Annotated in this window: 17 protein-coding genes; 5 read left to right on the forward strand and 12 right to left on the reverse strand. The window is 58.0% G+C overall.

Going from position 1 to position 25,121, the window contains the following annotated elements; translation table 11 throughout:
• Nucleotides 1–105 precede the first annotated feature (105 nt).
• On the forward strand, nt 106–702 hold the full coding sequence (locus UH5x_RS20970; protein ID WP_482633563.1) for a hypothetical protein: 597 nt from the start codon (nt 106–108) through the stop codon (nt 700–702).
• A gap of 511 nt (nt 703–1,213) precedes the next feature.
• Here the strand turns inward: UH5x_RS20970 and UH5x_RS20975 are convergent.
• From UH5x_RS20975 to UH5x_RS21000, 6 genes are all read right to left on the reverse strand, one after another.
• A complete protein-coding gene (locus UH5x_RS20975; protein WP_482633564.1) occupies nt 1,214–2,122 on the reverse strand; it encodes a hydroxypyruvate isomerase family protein in 909 nt (302 codons plus the stop codon).
• Between the two features lie 674 nt (nt 2,123–2,796).
• Nucleotides 2,797–4,062 (reverse strand): TIGR03000 domain-containing protein, encoded by a 1,266-nt coding sequence (locus tag UH5x_RS20980; RefSeq protein WP_236696034.1) that lies wholly within the window; start codon nt 4,060–4,062, stop codon nt 2,797–2,799.
• 316 nt (nt 4,063–4,378) lie between these two features.
• On the reverse strand, nt 4,379–5,692 hold the full coding sequence (locus UH5x_RS20985) for a protein-L-isoaspartate(D-aspartate) O-methyltransferase (RefSeq protein ID WP_173442618.1): 1,314 nt from the start codon (nt 5,690–5,692) through the stop codon (nt 4,379–4,381).
• A 104-nt stretch (nt 5,693–5,796) separates the two neighbouring features.
• Nucleotides 5,797–7,443, reverse strand: coding sequence for a Ppx/GppA phosphatase family protein (locus UH5x_RS20990; RefSeq protein ID WP_047813186.1), 1,647 nt, complete (start codon nt 7,441–7,443; stop codon nt 5,797–5,799).
• An 18-nt stretch (nt 7,444–7,461) separates the two neighbouring features.
• Nucleotides 7,462–8,160 carry an HAD family hydrolase gene (locus UH5x_RS20995; RefSeq protein WP_482633565.1) on the reverse strand — a complete coding sequence of 233 codons (699 nt, stop codon included), beginning with the start codon at nt 8,158–8,160 and terminating at the stop codon, nt 7,462–7,464.
• Nucleotides 8,160–8,933 carry a 3-keto-disaccharide hydrolase gene (locus UH5x_RS21000; RefSeq protein WP_482633566.1) on the reverse strand — a complete coding sequence of 258 codons (774 nt, stop codon included), beginning with the start codon at nt 8,931–8,933 and terminating at the stop codon, nt 8,160–8,162. The genes UH5x_RS20995 and UH5x_RS21000 overlap by 1 nt, the downstream gene beginning before the upstream one ends.
• Nucleotides 8,934–9,172: 239 nt before the next feature.
• On the opposite strand from UH5x_RS21000, the gene ilvD reads away from it, so the two are divergent.
• Complete coding sequence (gene ilvD / locus UH5x_RS21005; RefSeq protein WP_482633567.1) at nt 9,173–10,876, forward strand: dihydroxy-acid dehydratase; 1,704 nt, start codon at nt 9,173–9,175, stop codon at nt 10,874–10,876.
• A 131-nt stretch (nt 10,877–11,007) separates the two neighbouring features.
• Here the strand turns inward: ilvD and UH5x_RS21010 are convergent, their stop codons facing one another.
• Nucleotides 11,008–12,468, reverse strand: a complete 1,461-nt coding sequence (locus UH5x_RS21010) for a sulfatase (protein WP_482636048.1) — start codon at nt 12,466–12,468, stop codon at nt 11,008–11,010.
• A gap of 289 nt (nt 12,469–12,757) precedes the next feature.
• Nucleotides 12,758–14,578, reverse strand: a complete 1,821-nt coding sequence (locus tag UH5x_RS21015) for an arylsulfatase (RefSeq protein WP_482633568.1) — start codon at nt 14,576–14,578, stop codon at nt 12,758–12,760.
• A 267-nt stretch (nt 14,579–14,845) separates the two neighbouring features.
• Here UH5x_RS21015 and UH5x_RS21020 point away from each other — a divergent pair, with 267 nt between their 5' ends.
• Both UH5x_RS21020 and UH5x_RS21025 read left to right on the forward strand, forming a co-directional pair.
• Nucleotides 14,846–17,692 (forward strand): PSD1 and planctomycete cytochrome C domain-containing protein, encoded by a 2,847-nt coding sequence (locus tag UH5x_RS21020; protein WP_482633569.1) that lies wholly within the window; start codon nt 14,846–14,848, stop codon nt 17,690–17,692.
• 30 nt (nt 17,693–17,722) lie between these two features.
• The gene (locus UH5x_RS21025; RefSeq protein WP_482633570.1) at nt 17,723–19,150 is read left to right on the forward strand and encodes a DUF1501 domain-containing protein; all 1,428 of its coding nucleotides are present in this window, start codon (nt 17,723–17,725) and stop codon (nt 19,148–19,150) included.
• Nucleotides 19,151–19,261: 111 nt separating this feature from the next.
• Here the strand turns inward: UH5x_RS21025 and UH5x_RS21030 are convergent, their stop codons facing one another.
• The 3 genes from UH5x_RS21030 to UH5x_RS21040 form a co-directional block, all read right to left on the reverse strand.
• Nucleotides 19,262–19,570 (reverse strand): DUF1589 domain-containing protein, encoded by a 309-nt coding sequence (locus tag UH5x_RS21030; RefSeq protein WP_482633571.1) that lies wholly within the window; start codon nt 19,568–19,570, stop codon nt 19,262–19,264.
• A 93-nt stretch (nt 19,571–19,663) separates the two neighbouring features.
• Nucleotides 19,664–21,169, reverse strand: a complete 1,506-nt coding sequence (locus UH5x_RS21035) for a leucyl aminopeptidase (RefSeq protein ID WP_482633572.1) — start codon at nt 21,167–21,169, stop codon at nt 19,664–19,666.
• Between the two features lie 73 nt (nt 21,170–21,242).
• On the reverse strand, nt 21,243–22,694 hold the full coding sequence (locus UH5x_RS21040; RefSeq protein WP_047816052.1) for a sigma-54-dependent transcriptional regulator: 1,452 nt from the start codon (nt 22,692–22,694) through the stop codon (nt 21,243–21,245).
• Nucleotides 22,695–22,915: 221 nt separating this feature from the next.
• Between UH5x_RS21040 and UH5x_RS21045 the strand changes: the two genes are divergently transcribed.
• On the forward strand, nt 22,916–23,317 hold the full coding sequence (locus UH5x_RS21045; RefSeq protein WP_482633573.1) for a four helix bundle protein: 402 nt from the start codon (nt 22,916–22,918) through the stop codon (nt 23,315–23,317).
• A gap of 114 nt (nt 23,318–23,431) precedes the next feature.
• On the opposite strand, the gene UH5x_RS21050 is transcribed toward UH5x_RS21045, so the two are convergent.
• Nucleotides 23,432–25,096, reverse strand: coding sequence for an SHD1 domain-containing protein (locus UH5x_RS21050; protein WP_482633574.1), 1,665 nt, complete (start codon nt 25,094–25,096; stop codon nt 23,432–23,434).
• Nucleotides 25,097–25,121 lie beyond the last annotated feature (25 nt).

Below are 25,121 nucleotides of genomic sequence, written 5' to 3' on the forward strand. Positions count from 1 at the left end.
TTTTGACCAAACGTGTCCGGGCACTCGCGAACAATGCAGTGCAAGGCGCACTGAGAGGCCAACGTTTCTGAGCCAACGCTTCCTCGGTCCCGAAGGAGACAATTGATGTTCGAACCCAATGATGAAGTCGAGCTGACCTACCCCGAATCGACCTTGGTCGAAGCCAACACCACGTTCCGGCGACGGCGTTTGCAGATCCGTGAGATTCGCGATTTGATCACCGATCCGATCACCCCCGAAGAATACCTGCGACGTCCGCTGACCCAGCGTTCTCGCTACCTGCTGACCGCATACGACAAAGACTCGAAATCTTGGCGGCAATTCTATGTCGGATCCAGCAAAGAGTTTTTGACCGATGGACGGTTGCGGATCGCGCTCTATGAAAAAGGCGGCACATCGCCCCATAAAATCGTTTCGCGTTCCTTCGAAGCCACGCGGCGAGATCGAATTGCGCTCGCTCGCGCGGTGAAGGAGATGCAGGAAAAAGACCTGGCCGGATTGGAACTGCGCATCGTGCCTGACGAAAGCCGCGTGCTGAAGCAGCAAGCTGACAAGCCCAAGTCAGCCCAACCAAAAGCTGCCAAGCCAAAGCTTGTCAAAGAGGCCTTCGCTCGCAAGGACTCGGCCGCATGTGCTGTCAAAGCCCCGGCGATGTCGCGACGAATGACTGCGTCTTCGCCGTTAGTCGCCCCGCCGTTTTAAGCGGGCAGGCAGATGTCATCGGGTATGTGAGCCGTTGGGCGTTAGGCACGGTTCCCACGCACAACCGGGGCTAACGCTGGACTGTCAAAAGGTTGGGATTGACACGGAAAATGCAACGTTGATTTTTGTTCTGTCCTACGCCCCAACGGGGCAGCTCTATGATAGCCCCAGGCATCGCCTGGGGTTCATTTTTTACGTGTCAGTGAAGCAACGTCTTTCGGGTGGACTGCGAAATCTTTGGTGATGTGACGCCATGTGCTTGCGCAGGTTCTCATCCCGGTAGGGATTTCAGATGGTAGCCGGGGGTTGCTGCGAAGCAGCGCACCCCCGGAAAACGAGCCCCAAAAAAAACTCTCCCTCCCGCCGTGGCCATCGGCCACGGCGGGAGGGAGAGTGGTGACGTGGAGTTTGCATGTCCGCCGGTGGCGCTGTCGCTTACCGACGGCTACCATCTGACATCCCTACCGGGATGAAGAAAGACGGAAAGCGACTGTCCTCTCGTTCGCATCAATCACACGATGCACTGAGCGACCGCATTACGAAGACCTGCGATTGGGTCGCGCACGGGAATGAATTCGTGAGCGAAGTAGCCGTCGTATCCGGTCTCCGCGATCGCCTTGGCAATGGGCGGGTACAGCAACTCTTGGTTGTCGTCGAGTTCGTGACGACCGGGGTTGCCGGCCGTGTGGTAGTGCCCAAAGTATTGATGGTCGTTTTGGATGGTGCGAATGATGTCACCTTCCATGATTTGCATGTGATAGATGTCGTACAGCAACTTGAAGTTGTCGCTTCCAACTCGCTTGACCAGTTCGACGCCCCAGGTGCTGTTGTCGCACATGTAATCCGCGTGATCGACTTTGCTGTTGAGCAGTTCCATTTGCAGCGTCACGCCTGCTTTCTCTGCCACCGGAGTGATCTTCTTCAGGGCGTCGACACAGTTCTTCATGCCGGTTTCGCGATCGATCCCGCGAGCGTTCCCGCTGAAGCAGATCACGTTCTTCCAACCTTCTGCCGCGGTCGCTTCGATCGCCACGTTCATCTTTTCCAGGCACTCGTCATGGAACTTGGTGTCGCACAATCCGTTGGCAAGCGAATGCGACTGGACCATCGTGCAAACCAGACCGTGCTTTTTCAGGGTCGGAAAGTCTTTCGGGTCAAGCAGGTCGATTCCAACCAGCCCCATGGAGGCGGCTTCTTGGGCCATTTTCTCCAGGGAGATCTTGGGGAAGCACCACTTGCAAACCGATTGGTTCAAACGACCTTGCTTGGCATCCACGGTTCCGGCGGCAACCGCCGATCCGGTTGCGTCTTGGGCGTGCGAAGCGGAGGCGGCAACGGCGGTGGTACCAGCCGCAATGGCTGCTGCACGAGTGAGCATTCCTCGCCGGTTCAGCGACGATTCGGGGTTCTTGTCTGACATGATGGCTATCGGAGAGGAAGGGAAGGATGGTTTCGCTCGCCAGTTTAACTTCTGAGCCCACCCCTGTCTCCAAAACCCCTTCGGAGAACGTGATTCGCTCCCGGTTGGCCGAGAAAAGGTCGTGCCGTTTGCTTCACCCGCTGTTGGGAGGTCGTGCAGTTTTTAAGTACCGTGTTGCCAAGCGTTTACTATCACCCTCCCTTGGGACGTTCGAAAAATAAATGGTGGCGGGCGTCTGGGGATCGCCCCGGATGGGGCCGTCATGCTTCGCTCGGGGCGGAAGCCCCGAGAGACCGATGCCGGAAAACAAACGGTCGCCCCGGATGGGGCCGTCGTGGGAGTTGGGGGCGTCCCTCGCTCACGCGTCGGGTTGTGATGGGTGGTTGCTGCAGAAACCCGCCAAAACCCAGCACCAGAAAACTGCACGCCCGCTGCGCAGGCGGGGTTCTCAAGGCGTTACTGGCACGGCACTTAAAAACGGCACAACCTCTCTCGAGACATCTGAGGTCTGGACAAGTGGAGGGGAGCTGAGGCAGGGGCGAATTGGTGGGGCGGAGAACGCCGTGCGGGGTCTTCGCCTTGGGCAGGCAAGGCGATGCGGTGAGTGCATGAAAAAACCGCGTCGAAGCAATCTGCCTCGACGCGGCTTTGAGATCGATTGAGCGACGTTGAGCTTATCGCATGGCGATGGCTTGGTCGTCGAACTCGAAGTTGAGTTCAACGGTGTCGCCCGCAGCAACGTTGATCGTGCGTTCTTGGCTCAGTTGGCGACCATTGGATTCCAACAGAACGCGAACGGTGTAATTTTCCCAGTTTTGACCGGCGGCCAATTGGGTCGTGCGGAACGTGCGAACCGTTCCAAAACCGTTGGTTTCGTTGCCAGCCAAAACGACTTTTGCTTCGGCAGGAACGTGAAGTTGAACAACCGTTTCGGGTTGAGCAGGTTCAACAACGCTGAACTGGTCTTCTTCGTCAGCTTCTTCGTCCGAGACAGCTTCGGTTTGGTTGAACACCAAACGTTCCATGTCGCCGGGACGAAGTTTGATGGTTCGTTTGTCGGTCCGCTCTTCCCCGTCGACGTCGTAGGTCACGACGACTTCGTAGGTGTAGAGGTAGCCGTCTTTGAGGCCACGCGACATGAACTGGCGAACCATGCCATCGCTGGTTGTTTCGTGTCCGTTGACGGTCACGCGAGCCGAGTCGACAGGAACCGCAACGGTCAGCAAAGCGGCGTCGTCATCCAACGTCGGTTTGCGGGATTCGTAGGAGGCACCGCTGTCGATGACCGAGCCATCAATGATGGTCTCGCCGATGGGGGCGCCACCGTCGATGATGGTTTCGCCCATGTAGGTTTCGCCCTGAATGGGTGCCGAGTAAATCGGAGCCGATTCAATCATGGGGTAACTGTGCGACACCGAAGGTGCTGCGTAGCTGACTCCGCCGGAGCTGCCACCGCTGCTGCCGCCTGAGTAAGCCGACGAATACGAAACCGAAGGAGCGTAGTAGCCGCCACTGCTGCCGCCGGACGAACGTCCGCCGCTGCTGTAGGACGTGCCACCACTGCTGTAATTGGCTTTGACAACGTACCCGCCGCTGCTGCCATGACGGCGAGCTTTGATGCGAGCGATTTTTTGACGCAAGTGACCAGCCAGGCCACCGCCGGAAGATCCACGCGAGTACCCGCCAGATGATCCGCCGGAAGAACCTCCTGAGGAGCCACCAGACGAAGCGTACGCCGCGGTGTATCCACCGGACGAACCGCCAGAGGAAGCTCCGACCGAGCCTCCTGAAGAACCAGCGTGGCGAGCCGCGATGCGAGCACGCAGGCCGGAAAGCAATCCACCCCCGCTGCTTCCGCCGCTGCTGCCGTAGACGACGCCACTGCCACCGCTACTGCCGTAACTCCCGTAGGAGCCACCCGCCTCTGCAGAAACGCTCATGCTGAGCGCCACCGTGAGGCATGCCAATGTTTGCATGCACCTCATAAACGATTCTCCACCCTTTTTAACGCGACTCTTGGTAATGCCGACTGGTTCTCACCACAAAAGTGAGCGACTTGACGGCTTGAATTGCACTTGGAAGCTGCGGGCCATTCAAACTGGGGGCCCGTCGCCTTCGCCAGGATAGCGGACCGGCGTTGCCGATCAAGAAGTCTGGGTAAAATAATCGGATTGCGTTGTTGTGGTGGTGGAGCTGAAACGGCTCTTTGCTCGATCCTGAGTGCTCGCCAAAAGAATGCCTGCACTTGTTGGACATTCAGTCGATCTTTTCAATGGCCACATGATCAAATTCGGAGCTGCCCGTCGCGCCAAACAGCCCGACTCGCACGATGGCTTCTCGGGCGGTTCGCGGGACCCGAACCAACCGGCTGTCTTCCCGCCAGGGGCGAGTGCCTCGGTAGGGGCCCATCGAAAATGTCCCCAGGTCACGTCGCAGTTCATCGTAGAAGCTGATGGCGACCATTGGCCACGAATCCGCATCGGGGCCTTTGACGACGTTTTCTGTCCGCAGCCGAGCGGACAACCGAATCAAGGAGACTTTCGTTCCGTCAATCGCGATGCCCTGCAACAGGTGCGATCCCAATCCAGGGGTTTCGTTCTCGAAACGGATCAACCCAGCATCTTCGGCCCCATCCGTGTCGGATGCAGGCAAGGCGATTTGCTGGACTTGCCGGCCGTAGTACCAGCCGGGGACGAAACCCTCCGGATCATCGGCGCCTGGCGGATCGGAGAAATCTTCGTTGACCACTTTCGGATTGGCGGGGTCTGGGAGCGTCTGGCGAGCGTCTTCAGCGGTGCCCGTCATTGGAACGAACAAAGTGGGACGCAAGGGTTCACGCACCAATTTGCCGTCGCGTTTGGTCATCCGGTAGAGCGTTTGTTGGTAGCGTTCCCCCACGGGGATGATCATCGACCCGCCTTCGCGGAGTTGTTCGACCAATGGCACGGGCACCGATTCGGGGCTGCACGTCACGATGATTTTGTCGAACGGTTCGGCCTCTGGCCAACCCAGAAAACCGTCGCCGATTCGCGTGTGGACGTTTTCGTATCCCAGGCGGTTGAGCACGCCAGCGGCACGGGTGCCGAGTTCGTCGACAATTTCAATGGAATAGACTTCCGCCACCAAGGGACTCAGCACGGCGGCCTGGTAGCCGCTGCCGGTGCCGATTTCGAGCACCTTGTCCGTCGGTTGTGGATCCAGCGTTTCGGTCATCGAAGCGACGATGAAGGGGCTGCTGATCGTTTGAGCGGAACCGATCGGCAAGGCCATGTCGAAGTAGGCTTTGTCGCGAACGGCCGACGGCACAAACTCGTGCCGGGGCGTGGTTTCGATGGCTTTCAGAACCGCTTCGTTGGTCACGCCGGCGGTGCGAATCCTGGTTTCAACCAGCTTGCGGCGGGCGGCGGCGTAGCGGTCGTGGAGGGCAGTCGGTGAGGAGCCAGTTTGACCCAGGATCAACGGAGGAGGCTGGGCCAAGGAATTGTCGCTCGTCGATGGAGTTGGATGGAGAGAGGGACGGTTCGGTTCCGGCGACTGCGACCAAGCGGGGGTCAGTGCCGAGGTCACCATGCACACCAAGGTGGCGTGGCATGCCAAACGTTTCTTGCGAGACGCGATTGCGACAGCGTTGCCGCAACGGGAGGCGTTTGGGTTGGGGGAACGCTGCTCCGACATCATTTCACCTCGGGACGCAGAAGAACGGGTTTGCCGAAGATGTCTTGGAACAACCCCGACTGACTTCGCATGGCAATTTGTTCCAGCGACACGTCGTCCACTCCCGGTGCGGAAATGACCAATCGCTTGCCTTCTTGGGAGAGATTGATCTCGCGAATTCGGCCGCTGCGAGTGTCATCGAGCGCGATCGCGAGTCGCAAAATCGCAGCCATTTTGGCCACCGCGACTCGGTCGTGTCGATCCAGCGACCCGTAACCTTCGTGGTTCGATTGTGGTGAGGCACGCCGGTGGTACCGGGCAACCAACGCAACCAGCCTCAGTTCTTGTTGTGACAAGCCAAACAGATCGCTGTTGCGAATGATGTAATAAGCGTGTTTGTGATTGCTGTGCAGACTGATGTACAAGCCGACTTCGTGCAGCAACGCGGACACGTACAGCAGCACTTCGTAGCGGGCGTCCAGCTGGTGTTCTTTGGTCAGTTCTTCGAACAACCGGCGAGCCAACTCGGCGACGGCTCGGGAATGGGTCTCGTCGATTTGGTACTTTCGTCCGAGCGAAACCGCTGAGCGAACGATCTGCTGGCGGAATTCGCTGGTCCAATTGCCACCCTGCACGATATCGGCCAGCAACCCGTCTCGCAGGTTGATGTCGCTGACCAGGATGTGCTTGAGCTCAAAGTGTCGTGCCAGCATCGTGTAAGCCAGCAAGGCCGGCGCCAACGTTTCCGCTTCGACAAACGTCGCACCGTACTTTTTGACGACTGCGTCCTCGCCCATTTCGAGGATTTGCTGGGTCAGTTCTTCGAGCTTGTCGACCGGAATGCGAGCCAGTGAGGTCTCGTCCCAATCTTCGATCAAACAATGAGCGGCGAAACGAATGTCGCCACCCAGTGCGACCAAGTTCAGCTGGATGTCGGTGCGAACTTGTTCGCTGATTCGAACGAGGATTCGGCGGATGTGGGTTTCCAGCAGTTCACGCCAGCGAACACCGCGGGCACCGGACGCGTCCAACGTCTGCAGCAATCGCAACGATCCCAACCGGAATGATTCGCTGTGCAGCACATTGCCACCACGAATGACGAGCAACTCGGTGCTGCCGCCGCCGACTTCCACGACCAACGATTTACTCTCGGCTGTTTCTGCCAAAGCCATCAACTGGGGCGTGATGCCCATGTAGGTGATCCGGTTCACCTCGGCTTCATCGATCGGCTCGACGTCCAAGCCGGTGGCCACATAGACCCGGTCAATGAACGCGACGCGGTTGCTGGCTTCTCGAACTGCACTGGTGGCGACGACGCGAATGTCGTTGGTCGAATCGATGCCGTATTCCCGCAGGACTCGGCGGAAACGTCTCAAAACCGCCGCGGCTCGTTCAATGCCTTTGCGTGACAGGCGTCGCGTTTCAAAGGCGTCGCGTCCCAAGTCGACTGGTTGCAGCAACGACTCCAGAGTTCGCACGCTGCCGTCGGGCAAGATCTCTGCGATCGCCATCCGGATACTGGTCGCACCGATGTCAATCGCCGCCACCGTTCGCGGCGAATTGTCCAGCGACGTTGCAATGTGCGAGGTCGCCGTGTTGAGGTGCGGGTTCGCAGCACTGATGTGCGGCGCGGTCGCGGTGCTTCGCGGTGTGAGTGGATTGTCCATGTTCTTCACGCTGAATTCCTAGGCGGTGGATGCGAGAGGGATATCGAATCCGTGTCGTCGCAAAACATCGATGGCTTGTTCACCACCCAAACACACTTCCGCCTTCCATCCGTGAGAGCGTGCCGCGTCGACGTTTTCGGGACGATCGTCGACGAAGAGAATTTCTTCTGGGCGCAACGCGACATTGTCGTCTTTGCCTTGCCTGGTTGCCAAGCACTCGCTGGCCAAATTCATCGCTGTTTCATAAATCAGGCGATCCGGCTTCATGCTCCGGGCCTCGTAGCTGACAACCTGCACTTCAAAGGGGCCGCTCATGATTTCCCAGCCACGGCCGTTGACCCAGGTCCAGTGAGCCTCGCAGGTGTTGCTGAGAATTCCAATCGGGACGTTCGCGTCACGCAATGATTGCAAGGCGGCAACCATCGGTTCGATCGGAGTGAACATGTCACTGATCGCACGCATGATGTCGCCGGTTGCCACCATTCCGGTGGGATCCACCAACGTCGCGTAGGCGTCGCGAATGGCTTGCGCGTAATCTTCTTCCGTGATCACCCCGGTTTCCAATTGGTTCTGCAATCCGCTCGCATGCAGGATTTCGTCGGAGGCTTCGCGGGTACCACCAAACAGATCGGCCACATTGTCGTTGGCTCGATTGCGATCAAACGAGACCAAGATGTTCCCGAGGTCGAAGTAGATAAATCGAATGTCGGCTGCCATCAATCCAGTCCAAGAATGCGCAGGTTGCGATACCAAGCTTCCGCGGGTTTGCCAGCATGAATTTGCAAAGCAATCACGCCAACTTGGGGGATCCCGTCTTCCGTTTCAATGTAGTCAACCGTCGGGGTTCCATTGAGACTGATTTGAATCCGAGGCCCCCGGCACACGATCCGCATCTCGATCCAGTCGGTTTGTTCCGGTGCGGCTGATTGTGAGTCTTGTTGGTCCAGCGAGTCTGGTTGGTTGCCGGTGCGTTTCCACTCGACTTCGAATGGCGGTTCGGGCAATTGCAGCATTCGGCGGCGTCGTGATTCGTCGTACAGGGCACCCCAAATCGAACGCTGGGCGGAGTATCCCGCGTCGGCTTGGTAGCCGATCATCTCGTGCGGTGGCACCTGGTCGCTTTTCTTTGGGCGTCGCGAGCGGAACTGAATGCCCGCGTTTCGGCCCGCGCCACGCATCCGAATTTCGGCTCGGAATTCAAAGTTGTCAAACTTCTCGGTCGTGGCCAAAAACTGGTTCTTGGCAATTGGCTGATCCAGTCGGCCTGCCACGATCGCTTCGTCTTCGATTCGGAACCAGGAGGCATCTCCTTCGAATCCAGCCAGGATCTGACCGTCGAACAGCGATCGGCTGCGGGTGCGGAATTCTTCGTCGCTGACGCCGATGTCCTCGATCGCCTGCGCCGCGGCGGGTGCGAGCGATTCAGGTCGCTCTTGAGCGTGTGTGCCCTGCCCCACCGAAGTGCTGGCCAGGGCAAACAGAATTGCCATCACCCAGCGAGTTCGCCGGGAATTCGCGGGTGAAAGTCCAGCGAGGCAGGGTGGACCAGAGGTTTTCTTTGAAGTGAAACCGGTCTCAATACCGAACGGAGGTTGGGACGCCGCTGTCAGGGTTGGACGTGAGGCGAACTGCCCCATCTTTGTAGTTTTCATGTCACCGATCATACTCTTTGACCCTTTCAAGGTGTTGCCACCCCTCTCCGGCCGCTTTCCCCTGCCAAAACAATCTCATGACCGCGACTCAGCCTGATTCCGATTCCAATGCACTGAACAAGTACAGCAGCAAGATCACCCAGCCGAAAAGCCAGGGTGCCTCGCAGGCAATGCTCTACGCCACCGGCATGTCCTCCGAAGACATGAACAAGCCGCAAGTCGGGATCGGCAGCATGTGGTACGAGGGTAACAGCTGCAACATGCACCTGTTGGACCTCGCCGCGGACGTCAAAGCCGGTGTCACCGACGCCGGCATGGTCGGCATGCGATTCAACACCATCGGTGTGTCCGATGGGATCTCGATGGGCACCGACGGGATGAGCTACTCGTTGCAGAGTCGCGACCTGATCGCCGACTCGATCGAAACGATCATGGGGGCCCAGTGGTACGACGCGCTGATCGCCCTGCCCGGTTGCGACAAAAACATGCCTGGCTGCTTGATGGCGATGGGACGTCTGAATCGGCCTGCCATCATGGTTTACGGCGGAACCATCAAACCCGGCCATTTCAAGAATGAAAAACTGGACATCGTCAGCGCCTTCCAGTGCTACGGGCAATACATCGCGGGACAAATCAGCGAAGAAGAACGCAGCGAAATTGTTCGCCACAGTTGTCCCGGTGCGGGAGCCTGCGGCGGCATGTACACCGCCAACACGATGGCCACTGCGATCGAAGCCTTGGGCATGGCCCTGCCCTACTCCGCCAGCATCCCGGCCGAGCACCCTGAAAAGAAAGAGGAATGCAAACGCGCTGGTCTGGCCATCCTCGAACTGCTGAAGAAAGACATCAAGCCTCGCGATATCATGACTCGCGGCGCGTTCGAAGACGCGATGGTGACGTTGATGGCACTGGGCGGCAGCACCAACGCGGTGTTGCACTTGATCGCGATGGCTCGCAGTGTCGATGTGCCGCTGACGATCGAGGACTTTCAGTCGGTCAGCGATCGAACTCCTTTCCTGGCCGATCTGAAACCCAGCGGGAAATTTGTGCAAGAGGACCTGCACAGCGTCGGCGGCACGCCCGCTGTGATGAAGTACTTGCTCGAGAAGGGCATGATCAAAGGCGAGCACATGACCGTCACCGGCAAGACGCTGGCCGAGAACTTGGCCGATCTGCCCGGTTTGAAGGCCGGTCAGAAAATCGTGGCCACGGTCGAACAACCGATCAAAGAGTCAGGTCACATTCGAATCCTGAAGGGCTCGCTGGCAACCGAAGGCGCGGTCGCGAAAATCACCGGCAAAGAAGGCTTGCAGTTCAGCGGACCGGCGCGTGTGTACGACAGCGAAGAGTTGATGCTGGCCGCGTTGGAACAAAAGCAGATTCAAAAAGGCGACGTGGTGGTCATCCGTTATGAAGGTCCCAAAGGCGGACCCGGTATGCCTGAGATGCTGACCCCGACCAGTGCCATCATGGGTGCCGGTCTGGGAAGCGACGTGGCTCTTTTGACCGACGGTCGTTTCAGCGGCGGCAGCCACGGCTTCATCGTCGGCCACATCACCCCCGAAGCTCAAGTCGGTGGTCCGATTGCGTTGATCGAAGATGGCGACACCATCACCATCGATGCCGAAACCAACTCGTTGGATTTGGAAGTCGACGCGACTGAGTTGGATGCTCGCCGGTCCAAGTGGACGGCACCGGCACTGAAAGCCACCCGCGGAACGCTCTACAAGTACATCAAGTGCGTGAAGAGCGCCAGCGAAGGCTGCGTCACCGACGAGTGAGCCGGTAGTTCGTGAGTGCAACGGGCTTGGAAGCCCATTGTACGAGCGAGAGTACGCTGGGCTTCCAAGCCCGGCGACCAGCAAAACGTACGCTGGGCTTCCAAGCCCGGCGATATCTGCCTCGATGCTCTCTACAACCGAGCCGGATTGACCGGCACCGTCGGGATCTCACCCGACGCTTTGGCTCGCAGCAACGGACGCAATCGCCGGATGACGGCAAGAGCCCGTTCATCCGGATCCTCGGCCAGGTTCTTGAATTCATTCGGATCGCTTTGGTGGTCGTACAACTCGACCCCGTGCCGACCTTCGGCCCATTCGGTGTACCGATAGCGATGCGTGCGAATGCTGCATCCCATCACTTGCTCGGGCAATCGATCGTCCGCAGGACGCAAGACTTGCGTGATCGCCGTCCCGTTCCACTGGGCGACCGGATCGTTCAGCAAAGGTTTCAAGCTGCGACCGGCCAATCCGCTCGGTGACTCAATGCCTGCCAAATCGGTGAGTGTTGGATAGATGTCAACGAACTCGACAATCCGATTGCAGGATCCGTGTCCTGTTTGCGATGGATCGCGAATGATCAGCGGCGATTGGGCTCCTTCTTCGAACAGCGTTCGTTTCTGCCAGACTCCGTTGTGTTCGCCGAGGTGGTAACCGTGATCGCTCCAGAACACCACGATCGTGTTGTCGGCCAGTCCCTGTTCCTCCAGTGCATCGAGCAAGCGTCCGACTTGAGCGTCGACAAACGACACGCACGCGTAGTAAGCCTGAGTCGCTTTCAACAGCGTTGGTTCATCGAGTCCATAGTTGGGAACCGGGCAATTGTGAGCGAACGCCGCCGTGGGAATGTCGTCGCGATCGCCAGCGGGAGCGTACGGCAATCGCAATGACTCCAGCGGGTACATGTCAAAGTATTTCTTCGGTGCGACATAGGGCGTGTGCGGTCGAAAGAAACCGACACCCAAGAAGAATGGTTCGTCTTTCTTTTCTCGCATGATGCGGATGGCTTCCGTCGCGATCATGCCATCGGTCTGTTCTTCGTCTTCGCCATCGGCCGCCAACCAACTGAGTGCACCACTGATCTTCCGGTGCGGTTCGGCATTGAAGATGAGGTGTTCTTCGACTTTGTCCCGTCCCTTGGGATTGACCGTTTGGTTCCACGAGGGCGGGTCATCAAAGCCGTCCGTTCCGATCGAGGCCGGCACGTTGTAGTGATAGATCTTGCCGACTCGAGCGGCAAAGTAACCGGCTTGTTGAAACGCTTGCGACAACGTGACGACGTTTGGGACTTCGTCACGAAAATGTCGGTCGAGGTCGTAGACTTTGATTTGATCGGGACGCAGTCCCGTCATCACCGACGCTCGCGTGGGATTGCAAAGCGGCAGTTGGTTGTACGCTCGGCGGAAGCAGGTTCCCGTTGCTGCCAAGCGGTCGATGTTGGGTGTCTTGGCAACCACATCGCCGTAGCACCCCAGCGCGGATGCCAGGTCGTCGACAGCAATGAAGAGCACGTTGGGTTTGGAAGGCTCGGGTTGCGTTTCCGCGTTTGCCGGCGTCGCATGATTGGCAATGCACGCGATGAGTGTGGCGAGTATCCACAGGCGGCGGCTTGGGTTGTGGATGGAAGGTGATGCGAGGGAGGATGCCAAATGCATGAGTCACGCGAGGAAGTGGGGAGGGAAGCGAGACAGCGGAGGAGTGATTTGTGCTGGTCGGTTCAACGGACTTGGAAGGCAGTCGTAGATCGGGTTGTGGGACCAACGGGCTTGGAAGCCCATTGTACGGACAAAGTACGCTGGGCTTCCAAGCCCGGCGCGAGCGAGAACAGTACGCTGGGCTTCCAAGCCCGGCGAAATCGAACACTCGATCCGTCCCACCTTGCCTTCATCGACGCGAAGACAAATCGCTCGGCCCGACGCGTGTGAATTCCACAAAGTAAGCCCCGCGGATTTTCTGGCTGGCCGCGTCACGCAACCAGGTTTGCAATCGATGCGGACCAGCGGGAAGGTCGATCTCGAACGTGACGGATGAATCTTCCGGCTTCAGCGTTTGAGCTTGCTCGATCGAATCCACACGAAGGCGAGCCTGGTCGGCTTGGATGGGAGCCAACGCGTCCTCGGGGAACCGCCTGAGTTCAATGGCGTATCGCCCCGCTTCCGCGACTTCAATTTCCCAGAAACCGTTGATCAGCAGATCGTTGTCCGGCAATTGAGACGGTTTCCAAATCACTCGGCCTTCAGTCGGGTGCCAGTCTCGGACCGTGATCAGTGTGGGCGTGGTGTCCTTGCCGACGATGAACCGAACCACGTCCTTGCGGCTTCCGTGAACGTCTTCAAAGTAGGTGTCGTATGCAGCTCGCAGTTCACGCACCACCTCAGGATGCTCGGCGGCGATGTTCTTGAATTGCCCGGGATCGTTTCGAATGTCGTACAGTTCGTCGCGAACCAATCGCCATCGGTCTGTCAGCACAGCGAACGGTGGCTGTGCCCTGCCCTGCGTCTTCGTTGCGGAGACAACGTTGTCTGATTGACGTTCAATGATCAGGGTTCGTTCAGGCCACTGCTGGGAGGAGCCGTCGAGCAGTCCCGCCATCGAACGCCCGTCGAAAGAAACTTCGGCCGGTCGCTTCAGATCACAAAGATCGATCAGAGTTGGCAACCAATCACGATGGCACGTCAATTGGTGGACTGGACGATTGCCGTCCCACTTCGCCGGCCAACTTGCAAAGCAGGGAACCCGGTGCCCGCCTTCGTAGACCGAACCCTTCTTGCCTCGCATGCCCGCGTTGAATCCGTCCTTGCGATCTTGTTCGCTGGCTCCTTGCGCCGTGCCATTGTCGCTCATGAAAACCAGCAACGTGTTTTCACGCAGGTTGGCTTGGTCGAGCTTCTTCAGGAGTCGGCCAAGGTTCTCGTCAAAGTTTTGAATCATCCCATAGAACGCGGCACGTTGGGGTTCGATGCCCTGCTGCTCGAATGGATCGGAATAACGATCTGCCACCAAGTAGGGGCTGTGCATCGCGTTGGTGGGGATGTAAACGAAGAATGGTTGTTCGGAATCCTGCTGGATGAAATCAATCGCTTCCTCGAACCAGATGTCGGTGCAGTATCCATCGAACGATTCTGGCGTTCCGTTTCGGTAGTAGGTGTCGTCGAAGTAGTCATTGCCGGTCGGGTTTCCGATCTCGTCTGCCCCGCCCGCCATGTGACGCACCACGGTTTCAAAACCTCGTTCGAGCGGTGCAAACGGTGGTGGGTCACCCAGATGCCACTTGCCGAACATGCCGGTCCGATAGCCCGAGTCGCGAAAAATTTCGGCCATGGTTGTTTCGTCGGGATCGAGCAACTGGCGGCCTTCGGTGACCGCCCACGCACCCACTCGCGTGCAGTAGCGGCCCGTCATCAATGCGGCTCGGGTGGGCGTGCAAACCGGATCGACGTGAAAGTTTTCCAGCCGCACGCTTTGTGATGCGAGGCGATCCAGGTTGAGTGTGTTGAGCCAAGGGTTGCCGTGGCATGACATGTCGCCATAACCCTGGTCGTCGGTCACAACCAAGATCACGTTGGGGCGAGACTCGCTCGAGGTTTGAGCCCATGCAGGAAAGCAAGTCGTCAGGCAGGCGGCGAGGAGAATCCAAATTCGATGGTGCATGGAGTGGCTGATGATCGGAATGGTGTGGGGACAATTGCAATCGAGGTCAACCATCGTATTCCCCGAGCCGGACTTGTCGTTTGAACGTGATGCCAAAGTGACGCTGGAATCGCGAAAGTGGTTTGCTCGTTTGACCGATCGTGTGTCTGGGACAGAACTTACGAAGCGTCGGATGGGGCCAGTTTTTCAGTGCCCTTTTCGTCGGTTCAACAGGGCTCCATAGAGCATCAGGCGTCAGCATGGGTTACCCTGGTTGGGTTCGGTTGACCTCCCAAACTCAAGCCCGATGCGTCTGGCAGGACGCGAAGGATTCATTCACCCGTGGCCCACAATCGCATGCGAGTTCGCATTCTGACGACCATCAGGAAACCGCTGGCGTTGTGGTTGCTGGCGATCTCGTTGGGTGGCCAGTTGTTTGGCGATGACATCGCAGAATCGTCCCGTGTGTCCGAATCCGAAGCGTTGTTTGTTCGCCGCGTGGCACCGCTGCTTCGCGAAAAATGCTTGGGGTGTCACGGGCAGGACCCTGATTTGATCGAAGGCTCGTTGGATTTGCGTTCGTTGGCTGGGTTGGAAGATGGCGGCGACAGCGGGGAAGCCGCGGTTGTTCCTGGTGAGCCGGAACACAGCCCTTTGTATCTGGCCTCGACCCGAACCAGCGGTGATTGGTCGGAGATGCCACCCAAGGAAGCCGAGCAACTTTCAAAGCAGCAACTGGAATGGCTGAGAGACTGGATTGCGTCTGGTGCGGTTTGGCCGGACGAGGATCGCGTGGCCGAGATCCAAGCGGCCTATGAAAGCGAGTGGTCCGCCGAAGATGGCATCACCGTCGCAACCTCCGGTGGGCTCGATGAACATTGGACGAACCGGAAGTATGACCCAGCCGGATTGTGGGCCTATCAACCGGTGCAGAAGCCTGAAGTAACCACGGATCGAAATCCGATCGATGTCTTGATCGAAGACGGCTTGGCTGACGGGACCGACGTGGCACCGCGTGCCGATCGTCGAACCCTCATTCGCCGCGCGACCTATGACTTGATCGGATTGCCGCCGACGCCTTCGGACGTGGAACGTTTTCTCCAAGACCCGGCCGACGACCGTGTGGCGTTTGAAAAGTTGGTCGAACGATTGCTGCAGTCACCTCACTACGGCGAGCGGATGGCTCAGCATTGGTTGGATGTCGTTCGCTACGCCGACTCCTCCGGATTCGCGAATGATTTCGAACGCGGGAACGCGTGGCGATATCGCGACTACGTCATTCGCTCCTTCAACGAAGACAAACCGTACGACCAATTCATTCGAGAACAGATCGCGGGCGATGAGATTGATCCTAACGATCCCGAGTGTTTGATCGCCACCGGTTTTTTGCGGATGGGACCTTGGGAGTTGACTTCGATGGAGGTCGCCAAGGTGGCTCGTCAAAGGTTCCTCGACGACGTGACCAACAGTGTCGGTGAAACGTTCTTGGGGCATTCGTTGCAGTGCGCCCGCTGTCACGATCACAAGTTCGATCCGATTCCCACGCGGGATTACTACTCCGTTCAAGCTGTTTTTGCGACGACACAGCTCGCCGAACGAAAGGCTGATTTCTTAGACGAAGAGAACTTGGCTGGCTTTGATGAGAAACGCTATCTCGATCGTTCCAGGCAGATTCACGAGCGGACGCTTGAGGAAATCGAACAGGTGCTCTTGGACAATTCGCAACTTTGGTTTCAGGAAAATGGCAAGGATCCGGCTGCTTGGAACAAGGAACTGAAACGTTTGCGATCCAAGGGGAAATCAAAATCGCTGTTCACCTCGGCTCGCAATGCGATGCGAGCGGCGGGAGTTCCTGAGAGCGACTACCCGCCGAAGTTGGTCGGGTTCACACCGGAGCAATTTGGGAAGGAACGCGTCGCCCGAAAGGGACTGCAACGTTTGCGTTGGGTACAAGATCGCTACCAGCCGTATGCTTTGGCTGTCTACAGCGGACGAACCGTTTCGCGAACTTCGGTCATGAGTCCGATTCGAATGCCAAAGGATCGGTGGACGAAGGGAGATCTGGAATCCAGCGTGATCTTGACCGGCGGGGATCCCTTTTCGGCCGGTGAAGCGGTTTCGCCTGGCGTGCTGAGCGTGATTGAGAATCAAGTCCCGGCGGACATTCCGGTTGCCATCGAAGGACGCCGGGCCGCATTTGCGAATTGGGTGGCGGCACCCGGAAACCCTTTGACGTCCCGCGTGATCGTCAATCGTTTGTGGCAATGGCATTTCGGAGACGCCATCGCGGGCAACGCCAACAACTTTGGCGCCACAGGAAAGCCGCCGACGCATCCAGAGTTACTGGATTGGTTGGCGGCCACACTGGTGGAAGAGAACGGGTCGATCAAAGCGATGCATCGCCGGATCATGAACTCGGACGTGTATTGTCGTTCCAGTTCCAACGAATCGACTCAGCCGTATCAAGGGTTCAAGCCGCGACGGTTGAGTGCCGAAGAATTGCGGGATTCGATGTTGGCCGTGACCGGAGAACTGAGCCCGGTGTTGGGCGGCATCCCATGTCGTCCCGAGATCAATCAGGAGGTAGCGTTGCAGCCTCGGCAAGTCATGGGGACGTTCGCCGCCGCTTGGGTTCCTAATCCCAAACCCGAGGACCGGCATCGGCGATCCATCTATGTGTTGAAGCTTCGCGGATTGATCGATCCGTTCTTGGAAGTGTTCAACGTGCCGTCGCCCGACTTCTCCTGTGAGCGACGTTCCGCCTCCACGGTCACGCCCCAAGTCTTCAGCCTCTTCAATGGGCAAAGCACGCACTCTCGTGCTTTGGCGCTCGCGGATCGGGCGCGTCGCGAAACGGAATCGGATGAGGACGCGATCACCCGGTGTTTTGAACTGGTGTTGTCTCGATCGCCATCGAGCGAAGAGGTGGAGGAAGTGGTGACGCACTGGTCTCACGTGCAAGAGATTCTTCCGGCGTCGCCACCCGAACGTGACCGCCCGCCTTTGGAAGTGGTGCGCAAAGCGGTGGAAGAGAACACGGGCGAGAAGTTTGAGTTTGTTGAACGCTTGCACTCCAATGTGGACTTTCAACCTGATTTGCAACCGGCCGATGTGGATCGGCACACGTGGGCTTTGGCAGACGTTTGTTTGGTGCTGCTGAACTGCAACGAGTTTGTCTATGTGGATTGATGTCATTCGGCGTGGTTCGTCCTTGATGAGGTGGATGTGATGTTTGTGATGCCACGACGCGAAAGTTTGTTTCGGATGGGAACGTCGCTGGGCGGGATCGCGCTGGCATCGATGTTGGCGGACGAAGCCTCCGCGGAAAACATGAGTGATCAAGATGGCCAAACCGCACCGATGCAGCCGAAGCCCGGGCATGTTCCGGCCAAGGCGAAGAACTGCATTTTCTTGATGATGGAAGGTGGTCCGTCGCACATCGACACCTTCGATCCCAAGCCCAAACTCAACCAGTTGCACTTGACGGAGTTTGTTCGCCAAGGGCAACAGAAATCCGCGATGGAAAGCGGCAAGCGTTATTTCGTTCAAAGCCCCTTTTCGTTTTCGAGGCACGGCGAGAGCGGTGCGCCGATGGCGGACAACTGGACGCATCTGCCAAAGGTCGCGGACGAGCTTTGTTTCTACCGTGGGTGCCAAGTCGACAGCGTCAATCATCCCACCGCGATGTATCAAATGAACTGCGGCAATCGCTTCGGCGGTGATCCCGGCATCGGTGCTTGGGTGACTTATGGGCTGGGTTCCGAAAACCAAAGTCTGCCTGGGTTCATCGTGTTGCCAGAGGTTTCGTACCCACAAGGCGGAGCGGCGAATTGGAGCAATGGTTATCTGCCGGCGTTCTATCAAGGCACGCCCCTGCGAGCCAAAGGATCGCCGATCTTGGATCTGCAACCACCGGCCGGGGTGAGTCGAACGCGGCAGCGATTGAATTTGGATCTGCTTGCACGGATGAACCAGCGACATGCGGCCAAGCATCCCGAGCAGGATGAATTGTCCGCGCGTCTGGAGAGTTATGAGTTGGCGTATCGGATGCAGACGGAAGTTCCCGAAGCAATGGACCTTTCCGGTGAGACGAAGGAAACGTTCGCCATGTACGGGATTGGCAACGATGCCACCGACGCGTTCGGACGCAAGTGTTTGTTGGCTCGCAAGATGGTCGAGAAGGGAGTGCGTTTCGTTCAGTTGTACAACGGGACCTGGGACAGCCACGATTACATCGAACGAGCTCACGGGAATTTGGTGCGAGGTGTCGATCAACCGATTGCGGCATTGATCCAAGACTTGAAGCAACGCGGATTGCTCGAGAGCACCTTGGTCGTGTGGTGCGGCGAATTCGGACGCTCACCCGACAACGGCGTTCGAGGCGGAACCGCGTACGGACGCGATCACAACGCCAACGCGATGACGATTTGGATGGCCGGTGGAGGCGTCAACGCGGGGCACACGATCGGTGCGACCGATGAGACTGGGATGACCGCCGTGGAAGAGGTGCGGCCGGTTCGTGACTTCCATGTCACGTTGTTGCGATTGTTGGGGCTCGATGACAACAAGCTGACGTACTATCACGCCGGCCGCTTCAAGCAACTCAGCCAGTTCGGCGGCAAGGTGATCGAGCCGTTGATTGCTTGATAGGGCAGCCGAATGCGTGAATGAAAGTAGCGGAAGGGCGCGAGCCCTCCGGTTTCGCACCGGGCGGCTTGCGCCGCACCGCTCAGTCTTTCGGTCTCGCGAAAATTCGCGTTATGCAACTCGAAGCTGCTGTCGGCCAGGTTTTACCTGGCGATGGTTGTTGGCCGGTGAGCGTTGGTCTCGCGACGGCATTTTGATGACGCCTCGCTTTGTTCCAAAGCATCGGCGTGGGCGCCATGTGAGACATGGCCTACGGGCGCCAACCGAATTCTGGCGAATCCGGCTACGAATTGACGTGGCTGCTGTCGGCCAGGTTTTACCTGGCGATGGTTCTTGGCCGGTGCATGTTGGTCTCGCGAAAGCGGTTCGTTGACGCCTCGCTTTGTTCCAAAGCATCGGCGTGGGCGCCATGTGAGACATGGCCTACGGGCGTGAACCGAATTCTTGGCGAATCCGGCTACGTTGCAAGCTTCACGGCGACGGGGATCATCCGAACGACTCGGAGGCCTTTGCTTACGAAGCGTTTTCGATCCAGCGGACCAGGCTTCGTACCATCACGCCGGTGGCACCCGCGTCGCGATGAGGTTTGGGCGAGTCAACGAAGGCTGGGCCAGCGATGTCGATGTGAACCCAAGGCACGTCGGCGACAAAGTTCTCCAGGAATTTCGCGGCGGTGATGGCGCCGCCCCAGCGACCTTCGCCGACGTTCTTGATGTCGGCCACCTTGCTTTTGACTTTGTCGTCGTACAGCGAGAACATCGGCAATTGCCAAACGGGTTCGCACTCGGATTCCGCTGCGCTTTGAACCGCGTCGCAAAGGGCTTGGTTGTTGGTCATCAATCCAGCGACATCGATTCCCAGTGCCACCATGCAAGCTCCGGTGAGCGTGGCCAGGTCGACGATCGCTTGGGGATTTTGTTGGACCGCGACGTCCAAGGTGTCGGCCAAAACCACGCGGCCTTCTGCGTCGGTGTTGAGGATCTCGATCGTTTTTCCGCTGCGGGTTTCGATCACGTCGCCGAGTTTGTAGCTGTCGCCACTGACCATGTTTTCGGCCAGTCCACACAGTCCGATGACGTTGCGTGGCACCTTCAGCTTTGCGAGTGCGTTCATCACGCCGACAACGGTTGCTGCACCAGCCATGTCACACTTCATGTCGACCATGCCATCGCTGGGTTTGAGTGACAGACCGCCGGAGTCAAACGTGACGCCTTTGCCGACGATCACGAGGGGGGCTTCGTCGCCACCGCCATCGTGACGCAGCATCACCAAACGCGGTGGGCTGGTTGACGCTCGGCCGACGGCCAAAATTGCGCGGCAGTTTTCGACTTCCAGTTTTTTCTCGTCCCAGACTTCGCACTTGAGTCCGCAGTCGCTGGCGATCTTTTCAGCGTACTGAGCGAACCCCGTTGGGTTCATGATCGATGGTGGCTCGTTGACCAAACGCCGGGTGTGATTGATCGATTGGCCGAGTTTTTCGCCACGCGATACGGCTTCGGTTGAGTAACCAACGAACGCGATCGCGTCGGGAACCGAGACGGCTGGTTCGCGTTGATACAGGTGCTGACCTTCGCAACCGGAGACCGCACCGGCGACGACCGCATCGTGATTGTCGGCGGCGACACCCTCGCCCAAGGCAAATGTGATTTGCGGGCGAGGTTTGCTGACCAAGCTACGAACCACCGCAGCGCCCAGTTCGATGGCGGATCCGCGAGTGCGTTTGTCGCTCGCACCCAATCCAGCGAGCACGATCCAAGGTGTTTGAGGGTCGCCGGTGGCGAAGCTGGTCAGCTCACCGGGTTTGCCATTCACTTGACCGGAGTCACACGCGTTTTGCACGGTCTTGGCGAGCGATTCAGGCAGCGTGGAGAGCGCGACGCACTTCGCAGTTGCGTTGCCGTCGGATGAATCCTCCGAATCCCCGGCCGGTTCGACGCCGAGGACCAACACACCTGCTTTGGCGAGGTCAAGTTTGGCTTCGGCGGTCAGCGTCAACGAAGGGAAAGGCAAAGGTTGCATGTTGGATCCGATGTCAGTTGGAAGTGAGAGAAATGTTTTCAGTCAGAGTTGGTTGATGCGACGAGAGGCTGGTCTAGGAATTCGCTTCGTCTTCATCTTTTTTGTATTGGTCGAGACGGCGGTAGAGGGTCCGGGCGCCGATCTGAAGGATCTTGGCGGCCTCTTCGCGATTGTTGCCGGTCATCTTCAGCGTTTCTTCGATCGCCCAGCGTTCAATCTCGGCAAGCGGCTTTCCAACGAAACTCATGGAGCCTTCGATCAAGGCTGGGGTTGTCGCGTCGCTGCCTTCCTGGGGAGTCTCATCAATCAGTTCAGGTGGCAAGTCGTCTTCGTCGAGCGACCCATCGGTGTCCAGGACCACCATGGTTTCGACAAAGTTCCGGAGCTGACGGATGTTGCCGGGCCAGTCATAGGCGAAGAACTTCTTGGTCACCGCAGGGGTGAAATGGGCAGAGGACTTCCCGTGCCGCCGCAGGAACATCTTGCGGAAATGGTCCATCAGCGTGATCACATCGTCGCGGCGTTCACGCAGCGGCGGCAGTTCGATCGTCACGACTTTCAGTCGGAAGTAGAGGTCGTTGCGGAACGTTCCTGCATCGATCATCTCTTCGAGCGGTCGGTTGGTGGCCGAGATCAGGCGAACGTTGACCTTGATGGATTTGTTGCCGCCGACGCGAGTGATTTGGCTTTCTTCCAGCACTCGCAGCAGTTTGATCTGGGTGCTCATCGGCATGTCGCCGACTTCATCCAGAAACAGAGTGCCTCCGTTGGCGTATTCGAACGCCCCTTCCCGGTCGGACACCGCGTCGGTGAACGAGCCTTTGACGTGACCGAACAGTTCGCTTTCGACCAGGTTTTCGGAAACGGCCCGGGTATTGAGCGCGACGATCCGTTTGTTCTTCCGAGGGCTGTTCTGGTGGATCGCTTGCGCCACCATCTCTTTGCCGGTTCCGGATTCCCCGGTGATCAGCACGGTTGCGTCGGTGGCCGCGATTCGACGCAGACGATCGATGACCGTCTGCATCTTCTTGCTGGTGTAGATGATGCCTTCAAAGCCAAATCGCTCATCGAGTCGCTGCATCAACTCGGTGTTTTGGCGTCGCAGTTCGACGTTCTCGGCGGCCTTTTCAACGATGGCTCGCAACCGGCTCGGCGTGATCGGTTTTTCGAGGAAGTTGAACGCGCCCAGCTGCATGGCTTCGACAGCGATCGGCACGGTCGCATGGCCGGTGACCATCACGACTTCGCATTCGGGCAACCGTTCGTTGGCCAAGGCGAGGATTTTCATTCCGTCAACGTCGTTCATCACCATGTCCGTGATGATGATGTCAAACGTTTCTCGCTGGATCAGAGCGGCGGCATCGGGGCCGCTGGTCGCGACCTCGCAAACGTAGCCCACTTTTTCCAGGCTCTCCGTCATCGCTCGCGCATGAGCAGCCTCGTTGTCGACGACCAACAACCGATACTTGGAACGATCAAGCGGCTCGGCGGGAGAATCAGTGGCAGCAGTGAGATCGGAAGTCATTCAAATCAGACGGATGACGAGAAAGGCTGGCGAAAAACGACCCCATTTCGTGGCCGTGAGCCCTAGATTCTAAGCCAGTCCAGTTTCCTGGGAACCATGTCTCCAAAACCCGTTTTCTTCGCCCTCGGAAGTTGTCGGGGGAAGCGGTGCAAAATGACGGAACCGCTACCCGCCAATCTGGGGCATTGAAAAAGTTAAATTGACAATTGGAAATTGTAAATTTGTTTGTTCTCCAGCCGGCGAGCGACCCAATGGATCAGCGTGGTGAAGATTTAGAAGATCGGCTACTGGATTTCGCGACACGCGTCGGGAAATTGGTCGAAGCGTTGCCGGAGACCCGCCTGGGGCGGCACATCGCTGGCCAGCTGGTGCGAAGTGGCACTTCGCCCGCACCAAACTATGCCGAAGCGTGTGCCGCTGAAAGCAAGAAGGACTTTGTTCACAAGCTGGGGATCGTGTTGAAGGAACTTCGTGAATCGCGAACTTGGGTCAAGCTAATTCTAAAGTCGGAGATGCTTTCCGATGACCGCATCAAACCGCTTCTCGATGAGTGCATCCAACTGTGCAACATCATTGGGAAATCTGTTGTGACGGCAAAAGCAAATCTCCAAAACCCGAAGTAGCTGCCCTTCAACCAACAATTTGAAATTTACAATTGTCAATTTAACTTTTTCAATTGCCTTCTCCGCGGTTGGGTTGACCGAGGCAGCAGGCTCGGTGTGGGGCGACCCGGTGGATCATTCCGTGACGATTTGAAACGGATTGGCGGGGGCTTCGGATTCCTCTTGGAATTGTTCCGCGAGGTCCACGTCCTTCTTCGAGAGGGCCGCCAGCGGGACTTCGATCGTTTTGTCATCGGCGGATTTCAGGCGAAGCTTGCCGTCTTTCACCGCCAGGAACGACGCCTCGATCTTGAATTTCCCCGTTTTGTCGGTCCAGGTTCGGATGGCATCCATTTCCGGTTCGGATTCATCTTCCACTTCGTCGATCTCCTCCGGTTCCTCCATCACCACCCGGGGTTTGGGAGCGACACGCCGGGCCCGTGGTGCCGCCCGCACATGGACGGGTTGTGGAACCGTGTCAGGGGGATAACGCAACAGCGAGACGTTGACGCGTTCCACCCGGCCGTGCCCACCGACGGGCTGCACTGAAACTTCGTTGCGGTCATGGATCTCTTTGACTTCCACCGCTTCGTGGCCGCTGAACCGTTCTCGCGATTTCGCCAGAATCTGGCCGACAACCAAACGACTGGCGGTCGTGACTGGGGCGCCGGTCCGCTTCACCGTCCCAATCCCACGGCTGTAATCGCGACGGTCCTCCGCCATTTGCTTGATCGATTCGTCGAAACGACCCGCCGCTGAGTAGTAGAACGGCTGCATGTTTTTGTCAGAGATCTCGGCGCGTTTCAGGAGTGCTTGGGCGAGTTCGGGATCTTGGCGTTGATTCCGAGAATTGAGATCTGACATCGCACGATGGGCTGCCGCAGCCGACGAGCCTGGCGCCAACGCTTGTAGCCATTGTCGGCGTTCGACGTCGGTGAATGGACGCGTGCGTTTGAGGGCCGCTTCCTTTGCCGCGGCAATTTTGGCGGCTCGTTCTTGCTCCGTTTCGCGAACGACCGTGATGGAAACCGGCACCTTCACTTCCACGCCGTCGTCGACCTGGAACAACACGCGATTGATTTGCAGTTGCTCATAGAAGCCATCTTCCAAGTTGAAGAACGCGATGCCCTCGCCTTGCATCTTGAGTGGGGGATCCGAATCCGGCGCTGACAACTCGTATTGGTGGTCGATCTTCATCCGGTTCCGGACCGCTGGATGAGCGACATACTTCCACTTCTCAGTCGCGATGGAAAGCTTTTTATTGTCGATTCCCGCTCGGCTGGCGAATGAGGGTGTCATCCCGAAGGGGCTGCTAACGCGAGCGATCGTGGTCGTGTCGGAGACATCCCAAGTCACCGCGACATCCGCACCCTTTTGCGCGGCGCGTGGATTGACGGGAGCCGCGGCCGCAGGCGGGAGGGGAGCAATCGCAAGTTGGCCGATGGTGCCAAGCACCAGCCCAAGCATGTCGTCACGCTGGACCACTTCGACTTTGCCCAGCGGCGTGATTCCAAGCAAGGCTCCACGACAAGATGCCGACTCGAGGGTCGGCAACGGTGAGTCGTTGCTGCTGCGAAAGAAAGACGAGGGGCGGGATGCTTTGCCCTGCAGGTCGCCGGTCGCGGTCAACTGAATCAGCTCAGGCGTGGCTGATTTGACTTGATAGGTCAACGTGCCGGGATACTTGCCCGCGTCTTTGCCGATGCCGATCTGAATGTTGATCTTGTAGGTGACCGTCGCCCCTGCTTGGCTGCTGAAGTGAACTGGATCAGCAGCAAACGTGGGGGCAGTCAGGAACATCGCTGCAAGCAGGATGCCTCTGAAA

It is taken from the genome of Rhodopirellula sp. UH5 (assembly GCF_056839225.1).